The organism is Streptomyces sp. NPDC053673 (genome assembly GCF_055585225.1).
Genome location: NZ_JBVJKN010000025.1, coordinates 20,640 through 41,407, shown reverse-complemented (window position 1 = coordinate 41,407; position 20,768 = coordinate 20,640). Strand labels below are relative to the sequence as shown.

The following is a 20,768-nucleotide window of genomic DNA, read 5'->3' as shown; positions in this document are numbered from 1 at the left end:
CCCCTGGGCAGTTCCGTCGAAGGGCCTTGGCCCGTCAGGAAATGTCAGCGTACAAGCTCGGCGACGGTGTCGCGGGGGCTGTCTGCGGGCTGTCCGTGCCGTCCGCGTCGGCGAGGCGCGAATTGCGGCGGCCGTAGAGCGCGTACACGGCGGCGCCGGCGGTCAGGAAGACCGCGAACTGGACCCACGTCGTCCACCCCGTGCCCCACATCAGGTAGAGGCAGAACAGCACGCCCAGGACGGGGCTGACGGGGAACAGCGGCACGCGGAACGCGGTCCTGGTGCCGGGGTGGCGGCGGCGCAGGGCGATCACGGCGATGTTGACGACGGCCATCACGGCGGTGGCGCGGGCGGACTCGCGGATGCCGCGGACCAGGAGCAGGGCGGCGAGCAGGATCACGACGACGGCGGGGATGTTGACGATGCCGCCGTCGCCGGGCGGGCTGGAGAGGGCGGCGGGCAGCTGATGGCCGGTGAGGCTGCCGAGGAGTTCGCCCAGGTACTGGCCCCAGCCGACGGAGACGGCGGAGACGGACACGCCGTACTCCAGCAGCAGGCACCAGCCGGTGAGGAAGGCGACGCGTTCGCCGAGGGTGGCGTAGGCGAAGGAGTAGGAGGAGCCGGACACCGGGATCGCGCTGCCCAGCTCGGCGAAGGAGAACGCGGTGAAGACGCAGGTGATCGCGGCGAGGACGAAGGAGACGACGACGGCGGGGCCGGCTTCGGCGACGCTGTCGGAGAGGCCGACGAAGATGCCGGTGCCGACGATGGCGCCGACGCCGAAGCAGACCAGCTGGAAGAGGCCCATGGTGCGCTTGAGGCCGTGGCCCTCGCGGTCTGCGCCGGCTTCGGCGAGGAGCTGGGCTGGGCTTTTGATGCGCATGGGGGTGGTTCTCTTTTCGGGTCTTGCCAGGTTCGTCAGGTCGTGCACACAACGAAGTGGGGTCCGGGCGTGCGAGCCCGGACCCCACTGATCGGCGATTATCGTAGCGGCTGATTCACATAAGCACCCAATCGGGCGTATGGCTATTCGGCAGTGGCGAGTGTTGCCACCAGGACGGCCTTGATGGTGTGCATACGGTTCTCGGCCTCGTCGAAGACGACCGAGTGAGCGGATTCGAAGACCTCGTCGCTGACTTCGAGTTCGGTCAGGCCGTGGCGCTCGTGGATCTCGCGGGCGACCTTGGTGCCCAGGTCGTGGAAGGCCGGCAGGCAGTGCAGGAACTTGACGTCGGCGTTGTTGGTGGCGCGAAGGACGTCCATGGTCACCCGGTAGGGGGCGAGGGCCTTGATGCGCTCGTCCCAGACCTCCTTGGGTTCGCCCATGGAGACCCAGACGTCGGTGGCGATGAAGTCGCAGCCCTCGACGCCTTCGGCGATGTCCTCGGTGAGCGTGATCGTGGCGCCGCCGGCCTCGGCGAGCCGGTGGGCCTGCGCGACGACCTCCGGGGAGGGCCAGTAGGCCTTGGGGGCGACGATCCTTACGTCCATGCCGAGCAGGGCGCCGGTGACCAGGTAGGAGTTGCCCATGTTGAATCGGGCGTCGCCGAGGTAGGCGAAGACGATGGCGTCGTCGTTGTCGATGCCCTCACCGGTGCCCTTGCCGATGCCCTTGCCGCTGTGCTCGGTCATGGTGAGCACGTCGGCGAGCATCTGGGTGGGGTGCCAGTCGTCGGTGAGGCCGTTGAAGACCGGTACGCCGGCGTGTGCGGCGAGCTCTTCGACGGCGGCCTGGCTGTCCCCGCGGTACTCGATCCCGTCGAACATCCGGCCGAGCACGCGGGCGGTGTCCTTGACCGACTCCTTGTGGCCGATCTGGGAGCCGGAGGGGTCGAGGTAGGTCGTCGAGGCGCCCTGGTCGGCGGCGGCGACTTCGAAGGCGCAGCGGGTGCGGGTCGAGGTCTTCTCGAAGATCAGCGCGATGTTCTTGCCGCGCAGCCGCTGGACCTCGGTGCCGGCACGCTTGGCGGCCTTGAGCTCGGCGGCCAGGTCGACCAGACCGCGGAACTCCTCCGCCGTGAAGTCGAGCTCCTTGAGGAAGTGGCGGCCTTCGAGATGTGTCGCCATGGTGGCTGCTCCTGGGTCGCGAATGCGGGGACTATGGAAGTCTATACACACTCCCGTATTGCTATACGTTCGGGTGGGCGGCGTCCCGCTCCACGGGACAGCTCATGCAGCGGGGGCCGCCGCGGCCCCGGCCGAGTTCGCTGCCCGGGATCTCGATGACCTCGATGCCCTGCTTGCGCAGGTGGGTGTTGGTCGTGACGTTGCGTTCGTACGCCACGACGACGCCCGGCTCGACGGCGAGGACGTTGCAGCCGTCGTCCCACTGCTCGCGCTCCGCCGAGTGCACGTCCTGTGTCGCCGTGAGCACCCGGATGTCCTGCAGCCCGAGGGCGGCGGCGATCGCACTGTGCATGTGCTCGGGCGGATGGTCGGTGACCCGCAGGGACAGGGCCCGCTCGCCGGCGGCCGGCTCGATCGTGTACGAGCGCAGCATGCCCAGGCCGGCGTACTGGGTGAAGGTGTCGTGGTCCACCATCGTCATCACGGTGTCCAGGTGCATGAACGCCCGTCGCTTGGGCATGTCGAGCGCCACGATCGTCCGCGCGGAGCCGGCCGCGAACAGCCCTCGGGCGAGCATCTCCACGGCCTGCGGGGTGGTGCGCTCGCTCATGCCGATCAGTACCGCGCCGTTGCCGAGGACCAGGACGTCGCCGCCTTCGATGGTGGAGGGATAGTCGTCCTGCCCCTCCGACCAGTGGTGGAAGCCGCCCGCCTCGGGGCCGGTGAACAGCGGATGGTGCTTGTAGATCGCTTCGAAGTGCACGGTCTCGCGCCGCCGGGCGGGCCAGCGCATGGCGTTGATGGAGACGCCGTCGTAGATCCAGGCGGAGGTGTCGCGGGTGAAGATGTGGTTGGGGAGCGGGCCGAGCAGGAAGTCGTCCAGGTCCATGACGTGGAAGCGCACGGACGACGGCTCGGAGTGACCGGCGAGGAACTCCCGCTTGGTCATCCCGCCGACCAGCGCCTCGACCAGCACGCCGGTGTCCATCTCGTCGAAGGCGGCCCGCAGATGGTCGGTGGCGAGCGGGCCGTACTCCTTCTCGTCGAAGACCCGGTCCAGGACGAGTTTCCTGGCCGCCGGGATCTCCAGCGCCTCGCGCAGCAGATCGCCGAAGAGATGCACCTCGACGCCGCGGTCGCGCAGGACGTCGGCGAAGCCGTCGTGCTCCTGGCGGGCACGCCGCACCCAGAGCAGGTCGTCGAAGAGCAGCGCGTCCTTGTTGGTGGGGGTGAGCCGCTTCAGCTCCAGATCGGGCCGGTGCAGTATGACCCGGCGCAGGCGCCCGGTCTCGGAGTCGACATGGAATCCCATGCCCTCATCCTCACCGTCCGGACGCCTCTTCACCCGGCGAACGGCTGTACCGTCTCCATTCAGGGCCCTCGCCCGCTCGGGCGTGATGCCGCTGATGGCGCGGTCGGCGGCGAGGCGGAGGGGGAGCAGGGAGGACGAGTCGGCCGCGACGGCTTCCTTCAGCGGCTCGGTCACATGCGTGGCGAGGCTCCCGGATCCTGCTGTCCGGGCGAGTGATCACGCCTTACGGGGAGGCACGGACAACGCCTCCCCGTAAGGCAGGGACAGGGACGGGGTGCTAAAGCCGGGGGTCGACCGGCTCGGACTCCAGCGCGAGCACCGCGAACACCGCCTCGTGGACCCGCCACAGCGGCTCGCCGTCGGCGAGCCGGTCGAGCGCCTCCAGGCCCAGCGCGTACTCGCGCAGCGCCAACGACCGCTTGTGCCCGAGGAACCGGCTGCGAAGCCGGGTCAGGTTGTCCGGGCGGGTGTACTCGGGGCCGTAGATGATCCGCAGGTATTCCCGGCCGCGGACCTTGATGCCCGGCTGGACGAGCCGGCTCTTGTCGTCCCGTACGAGCGCCTGCAGGGGCTTGACGACCATGCCCTCGCCTCCGGTGGCGGTCATCTCCAGCCACCAGTCGATGCCGGCGCGCACCGACTCCTCGTCGCCCGTGTCGACGACGAGGCGGCGGGTGGTCCGCAGCAACGCGGATCCGGTGGCCGTTCCTGTCGCGGTGTCCGCCTCCACCAGCCGGTCCAGCCAGGCCAGTTGTTCGTCGTGGGGCACGGCGGCGAGGGAGCGGCCCTGGACGGCGAGGATCTGGAACGGCGCGAGACGCACCCCGTCCAGGCCTTCGGTCGTCCAGCAGTACCTGCGGTACGCGTCGGTGAACGCGGCGGCGTCCGCGGCCCGTTCGCGCTGCCGCTGGAGCAGTGCGTCGACGTCGAGGCCGCGCGCGGCGGCTGCTTCGAGGGCGGCGGTGGCGCCGGGGAAGACCGCGCCGGAGGCGGCGCCCACGGCCGCGTACTGCTTGCGGAGCAGCCCGGATGCCTTGAGGGACCAGGGCATCAGCTCGGCGTCCAGGAGCAGCCAGTCGGTCTGCAGTTCCTCCCACAGTCCCGCCGCGGTGACGGCGGCGCGCAGCCGCTGGAGGATCTGCTCGGTGACGTCGGGCTCGTCGAAGAAGGGCCGGCCGGTGCGGGTGTGCAGGGACCCCGTGGCGCCGGCCGCACCGAAGCGTTCGCGCGCCACGTCCGCGTCGCGGCAGACCAGGGCGATGGCGCGGGAGCCCATGTGCTTCTCCTCGCACACGACCCGTTCGACGCCGTCCGCCTTGTACTGGGCGAACGCCTCGGCCGGGTGCTCCAGGTAGCCGTCTTCCTGTGAGGTCGCGGTCGGTGCCATCGTCGGCGGCAGATAGGCGAGCAGCCGCGGGTCGACCGCGAAGCGGCTCATGACCTCCAGTGCAGCCGCGGCGTTCTCCTCGCGCACCGCGACGCGCCCCATGTGGCGGGTCTCCACGATGCGGCGGCCGTGGACGTCGGCGAGGTCCAGGGGACGGCCCTGGTGTCCGCCGGGCGCCTCGGTGGTGAGCGGCTTGGCGGGCTCGTACCAGACCTTTTCGGCGGGTACGTCGACGAGTTCACGCTCGGGCCAGCGCAGCGCGGTCAGCTTTCCGCCGAAGACGGCTCCGGTGTCCAGGCAGATGGTGTTGTTGAGCCAGGAGGCGGTGGGCACGGGTGTGTGGCCGTACACCACTGCGGCCTGGCCGCGGTAGTCCTCGGCCCACGGGTAGCGCACGGGCAGCCCGAACTCGTCGGTCTCCCCGGTCGTGTCGCCGTACAGGGCGTGCGAGCGGACCCGGCCGGAGGTGCGGCCGTGGTACTTCTCGGGCAGTCCGGCGTGGCAGACCACCAGCTTGCCGTCGTCGAGGACGTAGTGGCTGACGAGTCCGTCGATGAACTCCCGTACCTGTTCGCGGAACGACGGGTCGTCGGCGTCCTCCCGCTCCAGCTGTTCGATGGTCTCGGCGAGTCCGTGGGTGTGCTGGACCTGCCTGCCCTTGAGCCAGCGCCCGAGCTTGTTCTCGTGGTTCCCGGGCACGCAAAGGGCGTTGCCGGAGGCCACCATGGTCATCACGCGACGCAGCACACCGGGGCTGTCCGGGCCGCGGTCGACCAGGTCGCCGACGAAGACGGCGGTGCGGCCCTCGGGGTGTGCGCCGTCCACATATCCCAGCCGGCCGAGCAGGGTGTCCAGCTCGGAGCGGCAGCCGTGGATGTCGCCGATGATGTCGAACGGTCCGGTGAGGTGCCGCAGGTCGTTGAAGCGCTTCTCCAGGACGACCTCGGCCGCGTCGGCCTCCTCGACGCTGCGCAGGACGTGGACCTTGCGGAAGCCCTCGCGCTCCAGTCCGCGCAGGGAACGGCGCAGCTCGCGCCGGTGCCGCTGGATGACGTGGCGGGGCATGCCGGCCCGGTCGGGTCGTGCCGCGTTGCGTTCGGCGCACACCTCTTCGGGCATGTCGAGGACGATCGCGACCGGCAGCACGTCGTACTGGCGGGCGAGCTGGACGAGCTGGCGGCGGCTCTCCTGCTGGACGCTGGTGGCGTCGACGACGGTGAGCCGGCCGGCGGCGAGGCGCTTGCCGACGATGTAGTGGAGCACGTCGAAGGCGTCACCGCTGGCGCTCTGGTCGTTCTCGTCGTCGGCGACGAGTCCGCGGCAGAAGTCCGAGGAGATCACTTCGGTGGGTTTGAAGTGCCGGTGGGCGAAGGTGGACTTGCCGGAGCCGGTGGCGCCGACGAGGACCACGAGGGAGAGGTCGGGGACGGGCAGTGTGCGGGTGGTGGTGGTCATGCCGCCTCCACCTCCTTCGTGGTCATGGTGAATACGGCCATCTGGGTCGGCGGGCCCACTTCGGGGTCGTCGTCGCCGACGGGCGTGAACTCCACCGCGTAGCCGTGCCGGGCGGCGACCGACTCGGCCCAGGCGCGGAACTCCTCGCGGTTCCACTCGAAGCGGTGGTCGCTGTGGCGCACGTGCCCGGCGGGCAGGGTCTCCCAGCGCACGTTGTACTCCACGTTGGGCGTGGTCACGATCACCGTCCGGGGCCGGGCGGAGCCGAACACCGCGTACTCCAGAGCGGGCAGCCGCGGCAGGTCGAGATGTTCGATGACTTCGCTGAGTACGGCGGCGTCGTAGCCGGCCAGCCGCTTGTCGGTGTAGGTGAGCGAGCCCTGGAGCAGGGTGATCCGGTCGGACTGCCGCTCGCCCATGCGCTCCAGCCGCAGCCGGCGGGCGGCGATGGCCAGCGCCCGTACGGACACGTCGACGCCGACGATGTCGGTGAACCGCACGTCCTTGAGGAGCGCCTGGACCAACTGGCCCTGTCCGCAGCCCAGGTCGAGCACGGTGGCCGCGCCGGCGGTGCGCAGTGCGGCGAGGATGGCGTCGCGGCGCTGCTCGGCGAGCGGGACCGGCCGCTCGTCGGTGTCGGTGGTCTCGTCCACGGCGTTGTCGACGTCCTCGACCTCGAGGTCGTCGCTCTCGGCGAGCCGTACGAGTTCGAGGCGCTCCATGGCCTGGCGGGTCAGGCTCCAGCGGCGGGACAGATAGCGGCTGGTGATCAGCTTCTGCTCGGGGTGCTCGGACAGCCAGCCCTCGCCGGCCCGCAGCAGTTTGTCGACCTCGTCCGGCGCGACCCAGTAGTGCTTGGCGTCGTCGAGGACGGGCAGGAGGACGTAGAGCTGACGCAGCGCGTCGGCGAGCCGGAGCTCGCCTTCCAGCACCAGGCGCACGTAGCGCGAGTCGCCCCACTCCGGGAACTGTTCGTCCAGTGCCACGGGCTCGGCGTCGACCGAGGTCCAGCCCAGCGGCCCGAACAGCTTCCGCACCAGTTCGGCCCCGCCGCGGGCGGGCAGCGCCGGCACTTCGATCCGCAGCGGCAGCGGGCTCTGTGCCCGCTCCGGCATCGCGTTGCACACGCCGCGCAGGGCGCTCTTGAAGACGGTGCTCATCGCGACCGAGAGCAGTGAGGACGCCGCGTACGGCCGGTCGTTGACGTACTGCGCGAGCGCGGAGTCGGGTGCTCCGCCGCGGCCCTTGCCCTTGCCGCGCCGCACCAGCGCCACCGGATCCACCTCCAGCAGCAGCGCGGCCGTGCAGCGTTCGACGGAGGCCTCGGGGTAGAGGACATGCGCCGTGCCGTGGGAGGTCGAGAACGTCTGCGCCTTGTCGGGATGCTTGTGCAGCAGGAAGCCCAGATCCGTGGCGGGACGCTCGGGGGTGCCGGTCGTACTGATCGTCAGGAACACATGTCCGAGTATTGCCCACCCTGGGCCCTTGCGACCAGGCGTTTTCGTTATGCGCCGGTGCCGGTGAGGGCCGCCGACAGCGCGGCGACACGGTCCGGTCCGACGCGGCAGCATCCGCCCACCAGCCGTGCCCCAGCGGCAGTCCAGTGGGGCGCCCTCGCCGGGTCGAAAGTGGCGCCGCCGCGCCAGGTCCCCGTCGTGGCGTCCCACCGCTCGCCGCTGTTCGGATAGACGACGACGGGCTTGCCCGTCGTGCGGGCCGCGAGTGCCACGGCGCGGTCGGCGTCCGCGGGCTCGCAGCAGTTGACGCCGACGGCGATCACCTGGTCGTCGGCTGCGGTGAGGGCGAAGGCCGCCGTCAGGTCCTGGCCGGCCCGGGTGCGCTCGCCCGCGATGGTGTACGAGACCCATACGGGCAGCCCGCAGTCCTCCGCGGCCCGCAGCAGCGCCACGGCCTCGTCGGTGTCCGGCACGGTCTCCAGGGCGAGCGCGTCGGGGCGGGCCGCCGCGAGCGCCTCGATGCGGGCCCGGTGGAAGGCCTCCAGCTCGCGCACGGTCAGCCCGTACCGCCCGCGGTACTCGCTGCCGTCCGCGAGCATCGCCCCGTACGGTCCCACCGAGGCGGCGACCCACACCTCCCGGTCCGCGTGCTCCGCCGCGGCGCGGGCGAGCTCCACGCTGCGGGCCAGCAGTGCCGAGGCCTCGTCGGGGCCCAGGCCGCGCCGGGCGAAGCCTTCGAACGTCGCCTGGTAGCTGGAGGTGATGAGCACCTGTGCGCCCGCCCGCACATACGCGGTGTGGGCGGCCTCGATCTGGTCGGGGCCGTCGGCGAGCAGCCGCGCCGACCAGAGGTCGTCGGACAGGTCGCAGCCCTGCGCCTCCAGCTGGTTGGAGAGGCCGCCGTCGAGGACGAGCGGCCCTTCGGCGAGGGCGGCGGCGAGGCTGCGGGCGGGCTTCACAGTGGCTCCGGGACTTTGAAGACACGACCTGGGGACCTGGCTTTCGGGTCTTGCCGGGCTCGTGCGTCAGTTCAGCTGGGACTGGACCTGGGAGGAGATGAGCTCCAGGTGGTCGAGGTCCGCGAGGTCGAGGACCTGCAGATAGATACGGGAGGAGCCGATCTCGCCGTAGCGGCCGATCTTCTCGGTGACCTCGGCCGGAGAGCCTGCCAGGCCGTTGGCCTTCAGCTCCTCGACGTCGCGTCCGATGGCGGCGGCCCGGCGGGCGACCTCCGCGTCGTTCTTGCCGACGCAGACGACGAGGGCGTTGGAGTAGACGAGGTCGTCCGCCTTGCGTCCGGCCTGCTCGGCGGCGGCCCGGACCCGGTTGAACTGCCGGTCGCTGTCCTCCAGCGATGCGAACGGAATGTTGAACTCGTCGGCGTACCGGGCGGCCAGCCGGGGGGTGCGGATCGCCCCGTGCCCGCCGATGAGCACCGGGACCTTCTTCTGCGCGGGCTTGGGCAGCGCGGGCGACTCCTCCAGTTGGTAGTACGTCCCGTCGTAGGTGAACGTGCTGCCGGCCGGCGTGCCCCACAGGCCGGTCACGACGGCCAGTTGCTCCTCCAGCCGGGCGGACCTCTCCTTCGGGAACGGGATGCCGTAGGCCTTGTGCTCCTCCTCGAACCAGCCCGCGCCGAGGCCGAGCTCGACGCGGCCGCCCGACATCTGGTCGACCTGGGCGACCTGGATGGCCAGCACGCCGGGCAGCCGGAAGGTGCCGGCGGTCATGAGCGTGCCGAGCCTGATCCGCTTGGTCTCCCGGGCCAGCCCGGCCAGGGTGATCCAGGCGTCGGTGGGGCCGGGCAGGCCGTCGGCGGAGCCCATGGACACATAGTGGTCCGACCGGAAGAACGCGTCGAAGCCAAGGTCTTCGGTGGCTTTGGCGACGGTGAGCAGGGTGTCGTAGCTCGCCCCTTGCTGGGGCTCGGTGAAGATTCGAAGATCCATGCATCCATCCTGCACCGTTGTTCGTGCGTCAACCTCACGGTGCGCTGGTGATGCGGCGCGGACGCGGCACGGCCGGATGAAGGGCCGTCGACCGGGCGGGCGGGTCGTCCCGCCGGTGGCCGGGACCGGGCGCTGATCGTCGGTCTCGCGGAGCCGGACCGCCCCGGCGGCGCCAGGACCGGCCAGGGACCCGCGCAGGCACTCAGGGCGGGCTCGTCGCCGAGTCCGCCGGGTCCGGACGGCCGGGGTCGCGCACGCGCTCGCGGTCACGGTCCCGGTCACGGTCCCGGTCCCGGTCGGGAGCAAGGTCGCGGTCGCGCAGGGAGAGGCGGCGGAGCATCGCACGCACGCGGTCGCTCGATTCGTCCGCGGCGTCGATCGCCTCGATGCACTGCCAGTACAGGCCCTCCTCGTCCGTGGCGCATGCGACGCCGACGAGCGCCATGCCCACCTCTCCGAGGAGGGTGCTCAGCGCTGTCAACGCCCGTCGCGGGTCGGTGACTTCGCTGAGCTGGGAGGCTCTCAGGCAGCCGGTGCGCAGTACTTGAGGATCGACCATCGCGCCGCTGCGCCCGCCGGCCTCACTGAGGCCGCGGGCCTCGCCTCTCAGCTCCTGTGGGCCGCGAGCCGCCAGGTGGCTTCCCACCGCCTGTGCGAGGGCCTGCGCCTGCCAGGCTTCCGCCACGACGTCCAGCGCGGCGCGGCACTCCGCCAGTGCCCGCCTGCCGACCGCGATGAGCCGCTCCGCATCCATGTACGCCGCCCCCGTTCATACGACTTTCTGCCCACTGACTCACTACCCAGAGTGAAGGCGGCCCAGACGAAAAGCCAGGGGAATTCGGAAATCTGTGGACAGGAAGCCGGTTGGGGAAAGATCAGTCACTCCGTAGAGTGACGACGCGGTCGTGACGGTCCGTCCGACGGCCTCTCGGCCGGCGGGAAGCGCAGCTCGTTCCGGTCGATCTTCTCGGAGAGCGCGGAGAGCGCGTCGACGCCGAGCACCTCGCAGAACTGCAGCAGATATGCGAGCACGTCGGCGACCTCGTCGGCCACCCGGTGAGCCTTCGCCGGGTCGTCCATGACACGTGCGGACTCCTCCGGGGTCAGCCATTGGAAGATCTCGACCAGTTCCGCCGCCTCGACGGTCAGCGCCACCGCGAGATTCTTCGGCGTGTGGTACGGCTCCCAGTTCCGGGCCGCCGCGAACTCGGCCAGTCTGCGCTGCAGTGCCTTGACGTCCAGTTCTGTCACGGCACCAGGTCTACCACCGTCACTCCCTCGATCCCGCGCGCGGTGTCGCCGTCGCTCACCGCACCCACCAGCCGGAGATGTCCGCCGGCGCTGATCGAGGCCGCCAGTGCGGCCAGTTCGCGCGCCTGACGGCGGTCCAGGCAGCGGTCGAAGCCGTCGGCGAGGACGGTGAGCGACTGCAGGGCGCCGGGGACCTCCGCCGCCTGGTCCACGGCCAGCACACCGGGTCCGGTGAGCAGGACCAGCGCGAGGGCGAGGAAACGCAGTTCGCCGTCTCCGAGCCGCCCGAGCGGGGTGCCCCGTCCGCTCACGACCCGGCCGAGGACCGCGCGCACCGTCCCGTCGGTGAGTTCCTCGACGCCCACGTCGGCGACCGGGCCCGCGCAGCCCGCCCGGGCCGCAGCGGTCAGCCGCGCATGGCGTCTGGCGCACTCGCTGCGGGTGCGGTGGAGCACCGCCGCCAGGTTGTCGCAGCCGTGCCGCAGGCGGCCCTCCCCCGGCAGCACGGGCTCCCGCATCCGCTGGGGCTGCGGATCGCAGGGGAACACCGACCGCAGCGCCACCACCACCTGCTCGGCGGCGGCCAGCACCCGCCGTTGTCCGTCCGTCTTGCCCGCGACGCGCAGCGGCAGCAGTGCCGTGCCCAGCCGGTCGTCGGGCAGCGGGGCGCGGGTGACCCGGGCGGCGCCCGCCGTGTGCCAGGCGGCCTGGACGCAGGTGCGCCCGGGGTCGCGCAGTGCCGTGCTCAGCAGGGTCTGCCCTTCGCTGGTCAAACGCTCGCCGACGATGCGGAGTTCCGGCTCGGCCTGGACGGCGAGATCGAGCTGTACGGAACCGGCCGGGCCGTCGACCGTACAGCCGAGCCTGAATCCCCGTCTGCCCTGGGAGTCCCCCTCCGCACCTTCGGGAACACAGCCCGCGGGGTCCGGGAACACCTCGCCGATCCCGCTGCCCGCGCCGAGCCGGGCCAGTGCCTCGTAGGCCCGCAGCGCGCTCGACTTGCCGCTGCCGCTGGGCCCGGCGAACAGGGTCACCGGGCCGAGGGGGAAGGTGCCCGCGCGATGCGACGCGAAGGCGGAGAGGCGCAGTTCGGTGACCGTGGGACGGGTGCTGATCAACTCCATGCGGAAGACGCTACGCAGCGCGCCGTACGCCGAACCGTTACGCCTGAAAGGGCTTCCTACGAATGAGGGACGGCCGCCGCGGCGACGCCCTCGACCTCCGTGCCGACCGGTGCGAGCAGGAAGACGTTCCGGTCGACCCGGTGCATCCCGCTGCCGAGCCCGAAGACGACGCCGCTGCTGAAGTCCAGGATGCGCTTGGCGACTTCGGTGTCCGCGCTGGTGAGGTCCAGCAGTACCGGGACCTGCGCGATGAGGTGCTCGGCGACGTCGCGCGCGTCCGCGAAGACCTGTACCCGCAGGACGACCATCCGGCGCTGCTCGGCGGCGGCGCCGGCGTCCGGGGCGGCGAAGGCGTCCCGGGGGATCGTGCGATGGTCGATCCTTGACGGCCACTCGTTACGACCGCGCAGCGGGACGACCTGCGCCAGGCCCTCCCACTGCTCGTCGGTGACGTCGTGCCTCTCGTACCTGCTCATGGGACCATCTTCGCGTCCCTCACTCATTCGGCCCAACAGCGACACGAGGCGACGGGCCTCGGTTCTCGAAGCGGTTGCCGATGCCGGGGGCCGTGACGAGATGCCGCGGATGGGACGCCGCCGGATGAGACGCCGCGGTTGAGAGGGGTGGAGGACTCCCGCCGGGCGAGGCCCCGTCAGAGGGTCCGCCGTACCCCCGCCTGGTGTTCCAGATCACGGAGCTGGACGGACAGGTCGCCCTCGACGGCCGTGTGGGCCGGGCCGCGCCGCCCGGCGGGCCGGACGCTGCGCTTCACGAACGCCGGTGCGATGCAGGCGACTTCACGCCACCCGCTGTCGATCGTCAGCGGGTGTCCGCGGCCCTGCTTCTCAGTGACCTCAGTGAACTTGGTGATCTCAGTGACCTCGGTGAGCTCGGGGCGCGCCCCGCCCGGATCAGCCCGTGGGGTGCAGCGCGCGGCGCAGGGTGGTGACCGCCTGGGTGATGGCTCCCTCGGCGGCTTCCGTCCCGCGCAGGGGGTTGAGCATCACGAAGTCGTGGATGATGCCCTGGTAGCGGGTGGCGGTCACCGGTACGCCGGCCTGGCGGAGCTTGTTGGCGTACGCCTCGCCCTCGTCGCGCAGGACGTCGGCCTCGGCGGTGATGACCAGGGCCGGCGGCAGCCCGGCGAGCTGTTCGGTGGTGGCGCGCAGCGGGGACGCGGTGATCTCGGCGCGCTGCGCCTCGTCCGTCGTGTACTGGTCCCAGAACCACTGCATGGCGTCGCGGCGCAGGAAGTACCCCGTGGCGAACTGCCGGTAGGAACCGGTGTCGAAGGCGGCGTCGGTGACCGGGTAGAACAGCACCTGCTGGACCAGCGGCACATCACCGCGCTCCTTTGCCATGAGGGTCAGCGCCACGCTCATGTTGCCGCCGACCGAGTCACCGGCCACCGCCAGCCGCGCACCGTCCAGGCCCTGGCCGGCTCCGTCCGTGACGATCCAGCGGGCCACGGCGTAGTTCTGCTCGATGGCCACCGGGTAGCGGGCCTCGGGTGACAGGTCGTACTCGGGGAACACCACCGCAGCCCCGGCGCCCATGGCCAGCTCACGCACCAGACGGTCATGGGTGTGGGCATTGCCGAACACCCAGCCGGCGCCGTGGATGTACAGGATCACGGGCAGGGCGCCCGCAGCCCCGACGGGCCGGACCACCCGCGCCCGGACGGTACCGGTGGGACCGCCCTGTACGGTCACCCACTCCTCGTCCACCTCCGGCATGGCGATCTCACCGGACTGCACCTCGTCGACGGCCTTGCGGCCTTCGGCGGGAGGCAGGTCGAACAGGAACGGCGGGTTGGCCGTCGCCGTCGCGAACTCCGCGGCGGCGGCCTCCAACACCGGGGCCTGCGGGGCATAGCTCAAGGACATTTCCATACTCCCTCGTGAGCAGCCGGACACATGCACGCCTACCGACCTTACGATCGCAATTCGCTCCCCGCGCGCAGGCGGCTGTGCCCGCCCGGGCCGCGTGCGCGTGCGCCGGACCGGTGGAGCGCGTGCGCACGGGCCGCACCCGATGGAGCATGAGAAGTGATGACCGGATCCGTGTCCCTGATGAGTGAGAGCCCGGCGGACCCGTTCTCGTTGGGCAGCGCCGTCTCTCTCGTGCTCGACGGCCGCGGCTGGGTGGTGGGCTGGAGCGAACGCGCGCGCGAGCTGCTGGGATACACCGAGGAAGAGGCTCTCGGCCGGTCTGCCGCGGACCTTCTCGTGGATCCGCGCGATCGTGATCTCGTACGGGACGCGGCGGCGGCCTGTGTGCGGGACGGCCGCTGGTTCGGTGGTCTGCCCGTGCGGGACCACAAGGGCCGGCGGGCCGCCTTCGGCATCCGCGTCCACCGTGTGATCCGCGCCGGCCGTGCCGACGAGTGGTATGTGGACGGCGCGCCGGCGGAGGAGATCGCCCAGTGGGAGATCGACCGGTCGGTCCTGGACGGGCTGTTCCGCCGGTCGCCGATCGGCCTCGCCATCCATGACCCCACCCTGGCGGTCCTGCGGATCAACCGTGCGCTCGCACGCATCGGGCGGATCACGAGCGAGCAGGCGCGGGGGCGCCACATCGGAGACTTCCTGATCCGTTCTGACGCGGAGACGATCGAGGGCAGGCTGCGGCAGGTGCTGGAGACCGGCAGTCCGATGATCTTCACCGAGCAGTCGTGCCGGCTGCGCAGCGACCCGGGGCGGGAGCGGTACGTCGCCGTGTCCGCGTTCCGCATGGAGGATTCCACCGGCCGGACGCTGGGAGTGACGCAACTGGTCGAGGACGTCACCGACCGGCACCGGGCACGTCGCCGGCTGGCGATGCTCAACGAGGCGAGTACCCGGATCGGGACCACGCTGGACGTGCTGACCACCGCGTCGGAGCTGGTGGATGTCGCGGCCCCCGGGCTCGCCGACTGTGTGACCGTCGATCTTCTCGACGCGGTCGTCCTGGGCGAGGAGCTGTTCCCGGACGGCGCCGGCCCGCTCCGCAGAGCCGCGCTCAAGTCGGTCGCTCCGAACCCGGAGCAGGTGATGTTCCCGGTGGGCACCCTTCGGACGTTCCCGCCGGACACACCGCAGGCCCGGTGTCTGATCACCCGTCGTGCTGTTCTGGCGGCCCGTCTCGATCCTGTGAACCCCGTGGCGGGTCTGGACCGGGTGCGGTCGGAACAGACACGCAGGCTGGGCGTCCATTCCCTGATGGTTGTTCCGCTCACCGCCCGTGGGCTCCTGCTGGGGCTCGTCTGCCTGTGGCGGTACAAGGTGCCCGAGCCGTTCGAGGAGGACGATCTCACTCTGGCGAGTGAGTTCGCCGCCCGTGCCGCGGTCTCCATCGACAATGCCCGCCGCTACACGCAACAGCACCGCACCGCGCTGGCGCTGCAACGCCGTCTGCTGCCGCGCTCGTTTCCACTGCATCCGGCGGTCCGCGTCGCCCACCGGTATCTGCCGGCGGGCGGCGCCGCCGGGGTCGGCGGGGACTGGTTCGACGTGATCCCGCTCTCGGGAGCCCGTGTCGCGCTGGTCGTCGGGGACGTCGTCGGCCACGGCATCAACGCCGCGGCGACGATGGGCCGGCTGCGTACCGCCGTACATACGCTGGCCGATCTCGATCTGGAACCCGACGAGGTGCTCTCGCACCTTGACGACCTGGTGACGCGGCTGGCCGGCGAACAGGAGGCGGGGGACGAGGGCTCGTCCGGCGATCAGGTGGTGGGCGCCACCTGCCTGTACGCCGTGTACGACCCGGTGTCCTGCCACTGCTCCCTGGCTCGCGCGGGACATCCCCCGCCGGTGGTGGTGACGCCCGGCGGGGAAGCGAGCCTCCCCGACCTTCCTGCCGGGCCGCCGCTGGGGCTGGGAGGGCTGCCGTTCGAAGCCGCGGAGCTGGAGCTCTCCGAGAACAGCGTGATGGCCCTCTACACGAACGGGCTCATCGAGGGCGACGACCGTGACGTCGACGCCGGGCTGTCCCGGCTCTGTGCGGCGCTCGCGGGACCGGCCCGGTCGCTGGAGGAGGCCTCGCAGGACGTGGTCGACGCGCTGCTGCCGGTCCGGCCCACCGACGATGTCGCCCTGCTCCTGGCCCGGACCCGGACTCTGGCGCCGGAGCAGGTCGCGTCCTGGGAGCTGCCCGCGGAGCCCACCGCACCGGCCCGTGCCCGGGGGCTGATCGAACGGCAGCTCACCGAGTGGGGACTGGACGAGATGATCTTCACGACGGAGCTGATCGTGAGCGAGCTCGTCACCAACGCCTACCGCTACGCCGGCGGGCCCGTGACCCTGCGGCTCATCAACCTGCACCGGCTGATCTGCGAGGTTTCCGATCCCAGTGCCACCTCCCCCCATCTGCGCCGCGCACGCAGCACCGACGAGGGCGGCCGGGGACTGCTGCTCGTGGCGCAGCTGACGGCGCGCTGGGGCACGCGGCACGCGCGCGGAGGCAAGACCGTCTGGACCGAGCAGGAGCTGCCCTTCCCCGCCGTCGGGCGCCGGCCGGGCTGAGCGTGCGTGCCGGCACCGCCGGCCGGGTCGTGCGGATGCGGGGCGGGAAGTGCGCGGATCTGGGGGCGGAGGGACGATGGGAGCGCCCAGGTTTCCGGCGGTGTGGGCGTGGCCTGGGCGCGTACGCCGTCACGGCGGCGGGAGGAGCGGCTGCGGATGGGTGGCACCGAAGCGTTCTCCGGTGACCTGGTGCCGAACGCGGAGCTCGGACCCGCTCCGCCGGGCGGGCTGCTCGACGTGCTCGGCATGGCGGCCGTGGTGCTCGACGCGGACGGGCGGATCGCGCTGTGGAGCCGCCAGGCCGAGGAGCTGCTGGGATACACCCCCGAGGAGGCGCTGGGCCATTACGCGCTCCCGCTGCTGGTCGCCGAGGAGCACTACGACCTCGTGCTCCAGCTGTTCGCCGACGTGATGGAGAGCGGCGAGAGCTGGGCGGGGGTTTTCCCCGTCCGGCACAAGGACGGCGGCATGCGGCTGCTGGAGATGCGCAACATGCGTCTGCAGGACGAGCACGGCGGTTACTACGCACTCGGCCTGGCCACCGACCAGGCGACGCTGCGCCAGGTGGAGCGGGACCTGGCGCTGTCCGTGCGGCTCGTGGACCAGTCCCCGATCGGCCTCGCCGTCCTGGACTCCGGTCTGCGCTTCATCACCGTCAACCCGGCGCTGGAGCGTGTCAGCGGCATCCCGGCGTCACGGCATGTGGGCCGGCGCGTGGGCGAGACCCTGCCGTTCGTGGACGCCGACAGGATCGAGGCCGCCATGCGCCGGGTCCTGGAGACAGGAACGCCGCTGGTGGACCGCCGGGTGCTCGGCCACCCGTCCGCCCGGAACACCGAGCGGGCCTGGTCCCTGTCCCTGTACCGGCTGGAGGATCCCGGCGGGCGGGTTCTGGGGCTGGCGGCCTCGGTCGTGGATGTCACGGACCGGCACCAGGCGTCCCGGGAGGCGGAGCGTGCCAGGCACCGCCTCACCCTGGTGGCGGATGCCTCGGTGCGTATCGGCACCACGCTGGACCTGTGGCAGACCGCCCGGGAACTGGCAGATGTCGCCGTACCCGAGCTCGCCGACGTCGCGGCGGTGGATGTGCTGGACTCCGCCGTGGAGGGCCGCCGTGAAGCGGTGCCGGCGGGCGGTCCGGCGGTCTTCCGCGCCCTCGCCGTCGCCGCGGCCTATCCCACTCCCGCGGTCCGGGCGGCCGACCCTCCCGGCGAACTCGCCCACTACGATGCCGACCGGCTGGTCGCCCAGTGTGTGCAGACCGGGGAGCCGGTCATCGTGTCCCAGGTGACCGAGGGGGAACTGCCGGGCATCGCGCGCGACGCCGACTCGGCCGTGCTGCTGGCCGAGGCCGGTGTGCATTCCTACTTGGCCGTGCCGTTGACCGCCCGCGGTGAGGTGCTCGGCGTGCTGGATCTCAAGCGTTCCCGCAATCCTCTGCCCTTCGACTCCGACGATGTCCTGCTCGCCACCGAACTGGCGGCCCGGGCCGCGGTGTGCATCGACAACGCCCGCTGGTACCAGCAGCAGCGCAACGCCGCCCTCGCTCTCCAGCGCAGCTTGCTGCCCCGGCATCCGCCGTATCTGGCCGGCCTGGAAGTCGCCTCCCGCTACCAGCCGGCCGGGGCCGTCAGCGAGGTCGGCGGCGACTGGTTCGACGTCCTCCCGCTGAGCGGCGACAAGACGGCGCTGGTGGTGGGCGATGTCATGGGCAGCGGCATCAACGCCGCCACGGCGATGGGGCGGCTGCGCACCGCCACCCAGACCCTGACCTCGCTCGGCCTCGACCCCGAGCGGGTGCTGCACCATCTCGATGTGATCACGGGCGGGCTGGAGCCCTACATCGCCACGTGTCTCTATGTCCTCTACGACCCCCACCAGGGGCAGTGCACGATTTCCACGGCCGGTCATCTGCCCCCGGTGCTGCTGCGCTCGGGCCGCCCGCCGCTGCTGCTCGACCTGCCCAGCGGGGTCCCGCTCGGCGTCGGCGGCGTCCCCTTCCGTTCCCTCACCATCGCCCTCTCCCCCGGCGACACGCTCGTGCTCTACACCGACGGACTGGTGGAGACCCGGACCGACGACATCGACACCCGCCTGAATGTGCTGCTCACCCTGCTTTCGGACCCGCCCGCCGGGCTGGAGGAGACCTGCGACCGGCTTCTCGACGCACTACGGGGCGACAACTGGTGCGACGACGTGGCCCTGCTCATCGCCCGCGTCCGCGACTAGTGCCCCTCCCGGCAAGCTTTGCCCTGTCGCGCCGCCCGGCACGCAGCCATGCTGCGTTGGCCAAAAGCCCTGGTAGCTCCGCTACAAGGACTTCCGGCCGCCTTGCGATGGCACGCACCGGACGACGCTCCTCGACGGGCAGACATTGCCGGTCGCGGCACTAGGTCCTGTCCGGGCGATCTTCGAGGACCAGGCCGCGGCGTCAGATGCATGGGGTCTCCCCAGACCCGGAGGGCCGAGGGGACACATCGCAAGGCGGAGGGGGCACCTCCCAGCGGTAGCTGGGGGAGATCGCCCCCGTACTGGACGTACTTGGGCGACTCCGCCAACGCAGCGAGGTACCGTAGCCGGCGTCGCGGGCCCGACAAGATCGGCCGGACAGGGCCTAACAGCGGCGGTCGCCGGGGCGGTGGCGCTCGCCGCCTCGGCGGATGCGTGCGAGCGGCGCTCCGCCCGCGAGGGAACCGCGCGTCGCTCGCCCGGCATCGTCGGGGGGGGGAGCCCATAGCGGCACCCGGGGGTTTCCCCCATGTCCGGCCCGCAGCGCGTGCGGATAACTTCATCGAGGCCGGCCTGCAGCGAGCCGGGTGACAGCCAGCACTACAGAATCGGGGAAATCTCATGCGCCAGCAGCTCCGGCACTTCGGGGCCGTCGCGGTGGCCGGCATCGGTGTGATGGGACTCAGCGCGTGCGGCTTGGTACCCGGCTCCACGTTCGAGGATGACGCAAAGGTGACGGAGAAGATCACGTCCGTGCGGCTGGACAGCAGTTCCGGCGGCGTCACCCTGCGCGGCGCGAAGAACGTCAGCGTGGTGTCCCTGCACCGTTCCGTCGACTACAAGGGTGACAAGCCGGAAGGGGCGACCCACCGGGTCGAGAACGGTGTCCTGGTGCTCGGCGGCTGCGGCAAGGACTGCTCGGTGAACTACACGGTCGACCTGCCGGCGGGACTCCCGGTGTCGGGCAAGACCTCGTCCGGCGCGGTCAGTCTGACCCAGGTGGGCAAGGTGGAGGTGGCCACCAGCTCCGGGCGTATCGAGCTGGACGGTGTGGCCGGTTCGGTCGATGTGGAGACCAGCAACGGCCGGATCAACGGAACCGGGCTGCAGGGCACGGGCGTCCGGGCCAAGACGTCCAACGGCGAGATCACCCTCACCCCGGCGAAGCCGCAGGACGTCCGGGCGGAGACGTCCAACGGCGAGATCAACGTCACCGCGCCGCCCGCGCGTTACAAGGTGACGGTGAAGAGCAACAACGGCGACGAGAACATCCACGTGGACGACGACCCGGCCGGCGAGTACCAGGTCGACCTCACCACCAGCAACGGGGACATCACCCTCAACTCCGGCTGAGCGCACCGGACGCCGGAGTCGCGGGCCGGGCTGGGAGACGGCCCGCGCGGGTCCGCTCAGGGCGCCCACCAGGCGACGGTGCGCCCGTCGGCAGCGCGGCTCCGAGGTCGCGGAAGTCGTGCAGCCGCTCGAAGTCGATGTGCCGCATCACGCGGAAGCCGCTTCCTCCTGTGCCTTGGCCCTCGCCACGGCCGCAAGTTCCCGGTTGCTCCAGGCGAGGTGGCCGGTGATCTCCTCACCGAACCAGTCCGGCGGCACGAAGCTGCGAGCCTCCTCCACGCTGGCGAACTCGACCTCCACCACGCGGAGTCCTGCGAGGTGTCCGTCGTAGACGTCGACCGTCGCCACGTGCGGGCCGAGGGGAACGTTCCAGCGGAACTTGCTCAGACAGTCGCCGCCGGAGAGCTCCCAGAGTTGTCCGAACACCTCGTCGCTGATCTCGAACTCGATCTCCTGGCGCACCATGGAGTCGGTGGCGGCGTCGAAGGTCTTCACGGTCATGATCCGGGCGTCCCGCTTGTCGCGCACCCGGAATTCCGTGTCGGCGCCGGGTGGCGTCAGGTACGCCTGGCGCAGCTGGACCCCGGTGGTGCCCTCCGGCACCTCCCAGCCCTCCGCGATCGTGAACTTGCGCTCGATCTCCAGGTTCATCGCACAGCAACTCTCGTGTCGGCGGCGG

General features: G+C 71.3%; 16 protein-coding genes. 3 read left to right on the top strand and 13 right to left on the bottom strand.

The window, feature by feature from the left end; genetic code table 11:
• Positions 1–34: 34 nt before the first annotated feature.
• The 12 genes from ACZ6ZQ_RS28520 to ACZ6ZQ_RS28465 all read right to left on the bottom strand — a co-directional run bounded on the left by ACZ6ZQ_RS28520 (position 35) and on the right by ACZ6ZQ_RS28465 (position 13,888).
• Entirely contained in the window at positions 35–883 is an 849-nt protein-coding gene (locus tag ACZ6ZQ_RS28520; RefSeq protein WP_469771372.1) for an amino acid permease, read from the bottom strand.
• Between the two features lie 143 nt (positions 884–1,026).
• Positions 1,027–2,067 (bottom strand): ornithine carbamoyltransferase, encoded by a 1,041-nt coding sequence (gene argF / locus ACZ6ZQ_RS28515; protein WP_469771371.1) that lies wholly within the window; start codon positions 2,065–2,067, stop codon positions 1,027–1,029.
• 61 nt (positions 2,068–2,128) lie between these two features.
• Entirely contained in the window at positions 2,129–3,379 is a 1,251-nt protein-coding gene (locus ACZ6ZQ_RS28510) for an arginine deiminase (protein ID WP_469771419.1), read from the bottom strand.
• A gap of 277 nt (positions 3,380–3,656) precedes the next feature.
• Entirely contained in the window at positions 3,657–6,221 is a 2,565-nt protein-coding gene (locus ACZ6ZQ_RS28505; protein WP_469771370.1) for a polynucleotide kinase-phosphatase, read from the bottom strand.
• A complete protein-coding gene (locus ACZ6ZQ_RS28500; protein ID WP_469771369.1) occupies positions 6,218–7,678 on the bottom strand; it encodes a 3' terminal RNA ribose 2'-O-methyltransferase Hen1 in 1,461 nt (486 codons plus the stop codon). The genes ACZ6ZQ_RS28505 and ACZ6ZQ_RS28500 overlap by 4 nt, the downstream gene beginning before the upstream one ends.
• A 47-nt stretch (positions 7,679–7,725) precedes the next feature.
• Positions 7,726–8,637: a homocysteine S-methyltransferase gene (mmuM, locus tag ACZ6ZQ_RS28495; protein WP_469771368.1), complete on the bottom strand. Its 912-nt coding sequence runs from the start codon at positions 8,635–8,637 to the stop codon at positions 7,726–7,728.
• A 66-nt stretch (positions 8,638–8,703) separates the two neighbouring features.
• Entirely contained in the window at positions 8,704–9,627 is a 924-nt protein-coding gene (locus tag ACZ6ZQ_RS28490; protein ID WP_469771367.1) for an LLM class F420-dependent oxidoreductase, read from the bottom strand.
• A gap of 202 nt (positions 9,628–9,829) precedes the next feature.
• Complete coding sequence (locus tag ACZ6ZQ_RS28485) at positions 9,830–10,381, bottom strand: DUF6099 family protein (RefSeq protein WP_469771366.1); 552 nt, start codon at positions 10,379–10,381, stop codon at positions 9,830–9,832.
• A 125-nt stretch (positions 10,382–10,506) separates the two neighbouring features.
• Positions 10,507–10,878 carry a nucleotide pyrophosphohydrolase gene (locus tag ACZ6ZQ_RS28480; RefSeq protein ID WP_469771365.1) on the bottom strand — a complete coding sequence of 124 codons (372 nt, stop codon included), beginning with the start codon at positions 10,876–10,878 and terminating at the stop codon, positions 10,507–10,509.
• A complete protein-coding gene (locus ACZ6ZQ_RS28475) occupies positions 10,875–12,002 on the bottom strand; it encodes an AAA family ATPase (protein WP_469771364.1) in 1,128 nt (375 codons plus the stop codon). The genes ACZ6ZQ_RS28480 and ACZ6ZQ_RS28475 overlap by 4 nt, the downstream gene beginning before the upstream one ends.
• A 56-nt stretch (positions 12,003–12,058) precedes the next feature.
• Entirely contained in the window at positions 12,059–12,478 is a 420-nt protein-coding gene (locus ACZ6ZQ_RS28470) for a cell division protein SepF (RefSeq protein ID WP_469771363.1), read from the bottom strand.
• 435 nt (positions 12,479–12,913) lie between these two features.
• A complete protein-coding gene (locus ACZ6ZQ_RS28465; protein WP_469771362.1) occupies positions 12,914–13,888 on the bottom strand; it encodes an alpha/beta hydrolase in 975 nt (324 codons plus the stop codon).
• A 165-nt stretch (positions 13,889–14,053) separates the two neighbouring features.
• Between ACZ6ZQ_RS28465 and ACZ6ZQ_RS28460 the strand changes: the two genes are divergently transcribed.
• From ACZ6ZQ_RS28460 to ACZ6ZQ_RS28450, 3 genes are all read left to right on the top strand, one after another.
• Positions 14,054–16,507, top strand: a complete 2,454-nt coding sequence (locus ACZ6ZQ_RS28460) for a SpoIIE family protein phosphatase (protein ID WP_469771361.1) — start codon at positions 14,054–14,056, stop codon at positions 16,505–16,507.
• A gap of 156 nt (positions 16,508–16,663) precedes the next feature.
• Positions 16,664–18,736, top strand: a complete 2,073-nt coding sequence (locus ACZ6ZQ_RS28455) for a SpoIIE family protein phosphatase (RefSeq protein ID WP_469771360.1) — start codon at positions 16,664–16,666, stop codon at positions 18,734–18,736.
• Between the two features lie 621 nt (positions 18,737–19,357).
• Entirely contained in the window at positions 19,358–20,089 is a 732-nt protein-coding gene (locus ACZ6ZQ_RS28450; protein ID WP_469771359.1) for a DUF4097 family beta strand repeat-containing protein, read from the top strand.
• Between the two features lie 147 nt (positions 20,090–20,236).
• Here the strand turns inward: ACZ6ZQ_RS28450 and ACZ6ZQ_RS28445 are convergent, their stop codons facing one another.
• Positions 20,237–20,740, bottom strand: coding sequence for a CYTH domain-containing protein (locus ACZ6ZQ_RS28445; protein ID WP_469771358.1), 504 nt, complete (start codon positions 20,738–20,740; stop codon positions 20,237–20,239).
• Between the last annotated feature and the right edge of the window lie 28 nt (positions 20,741–20,768).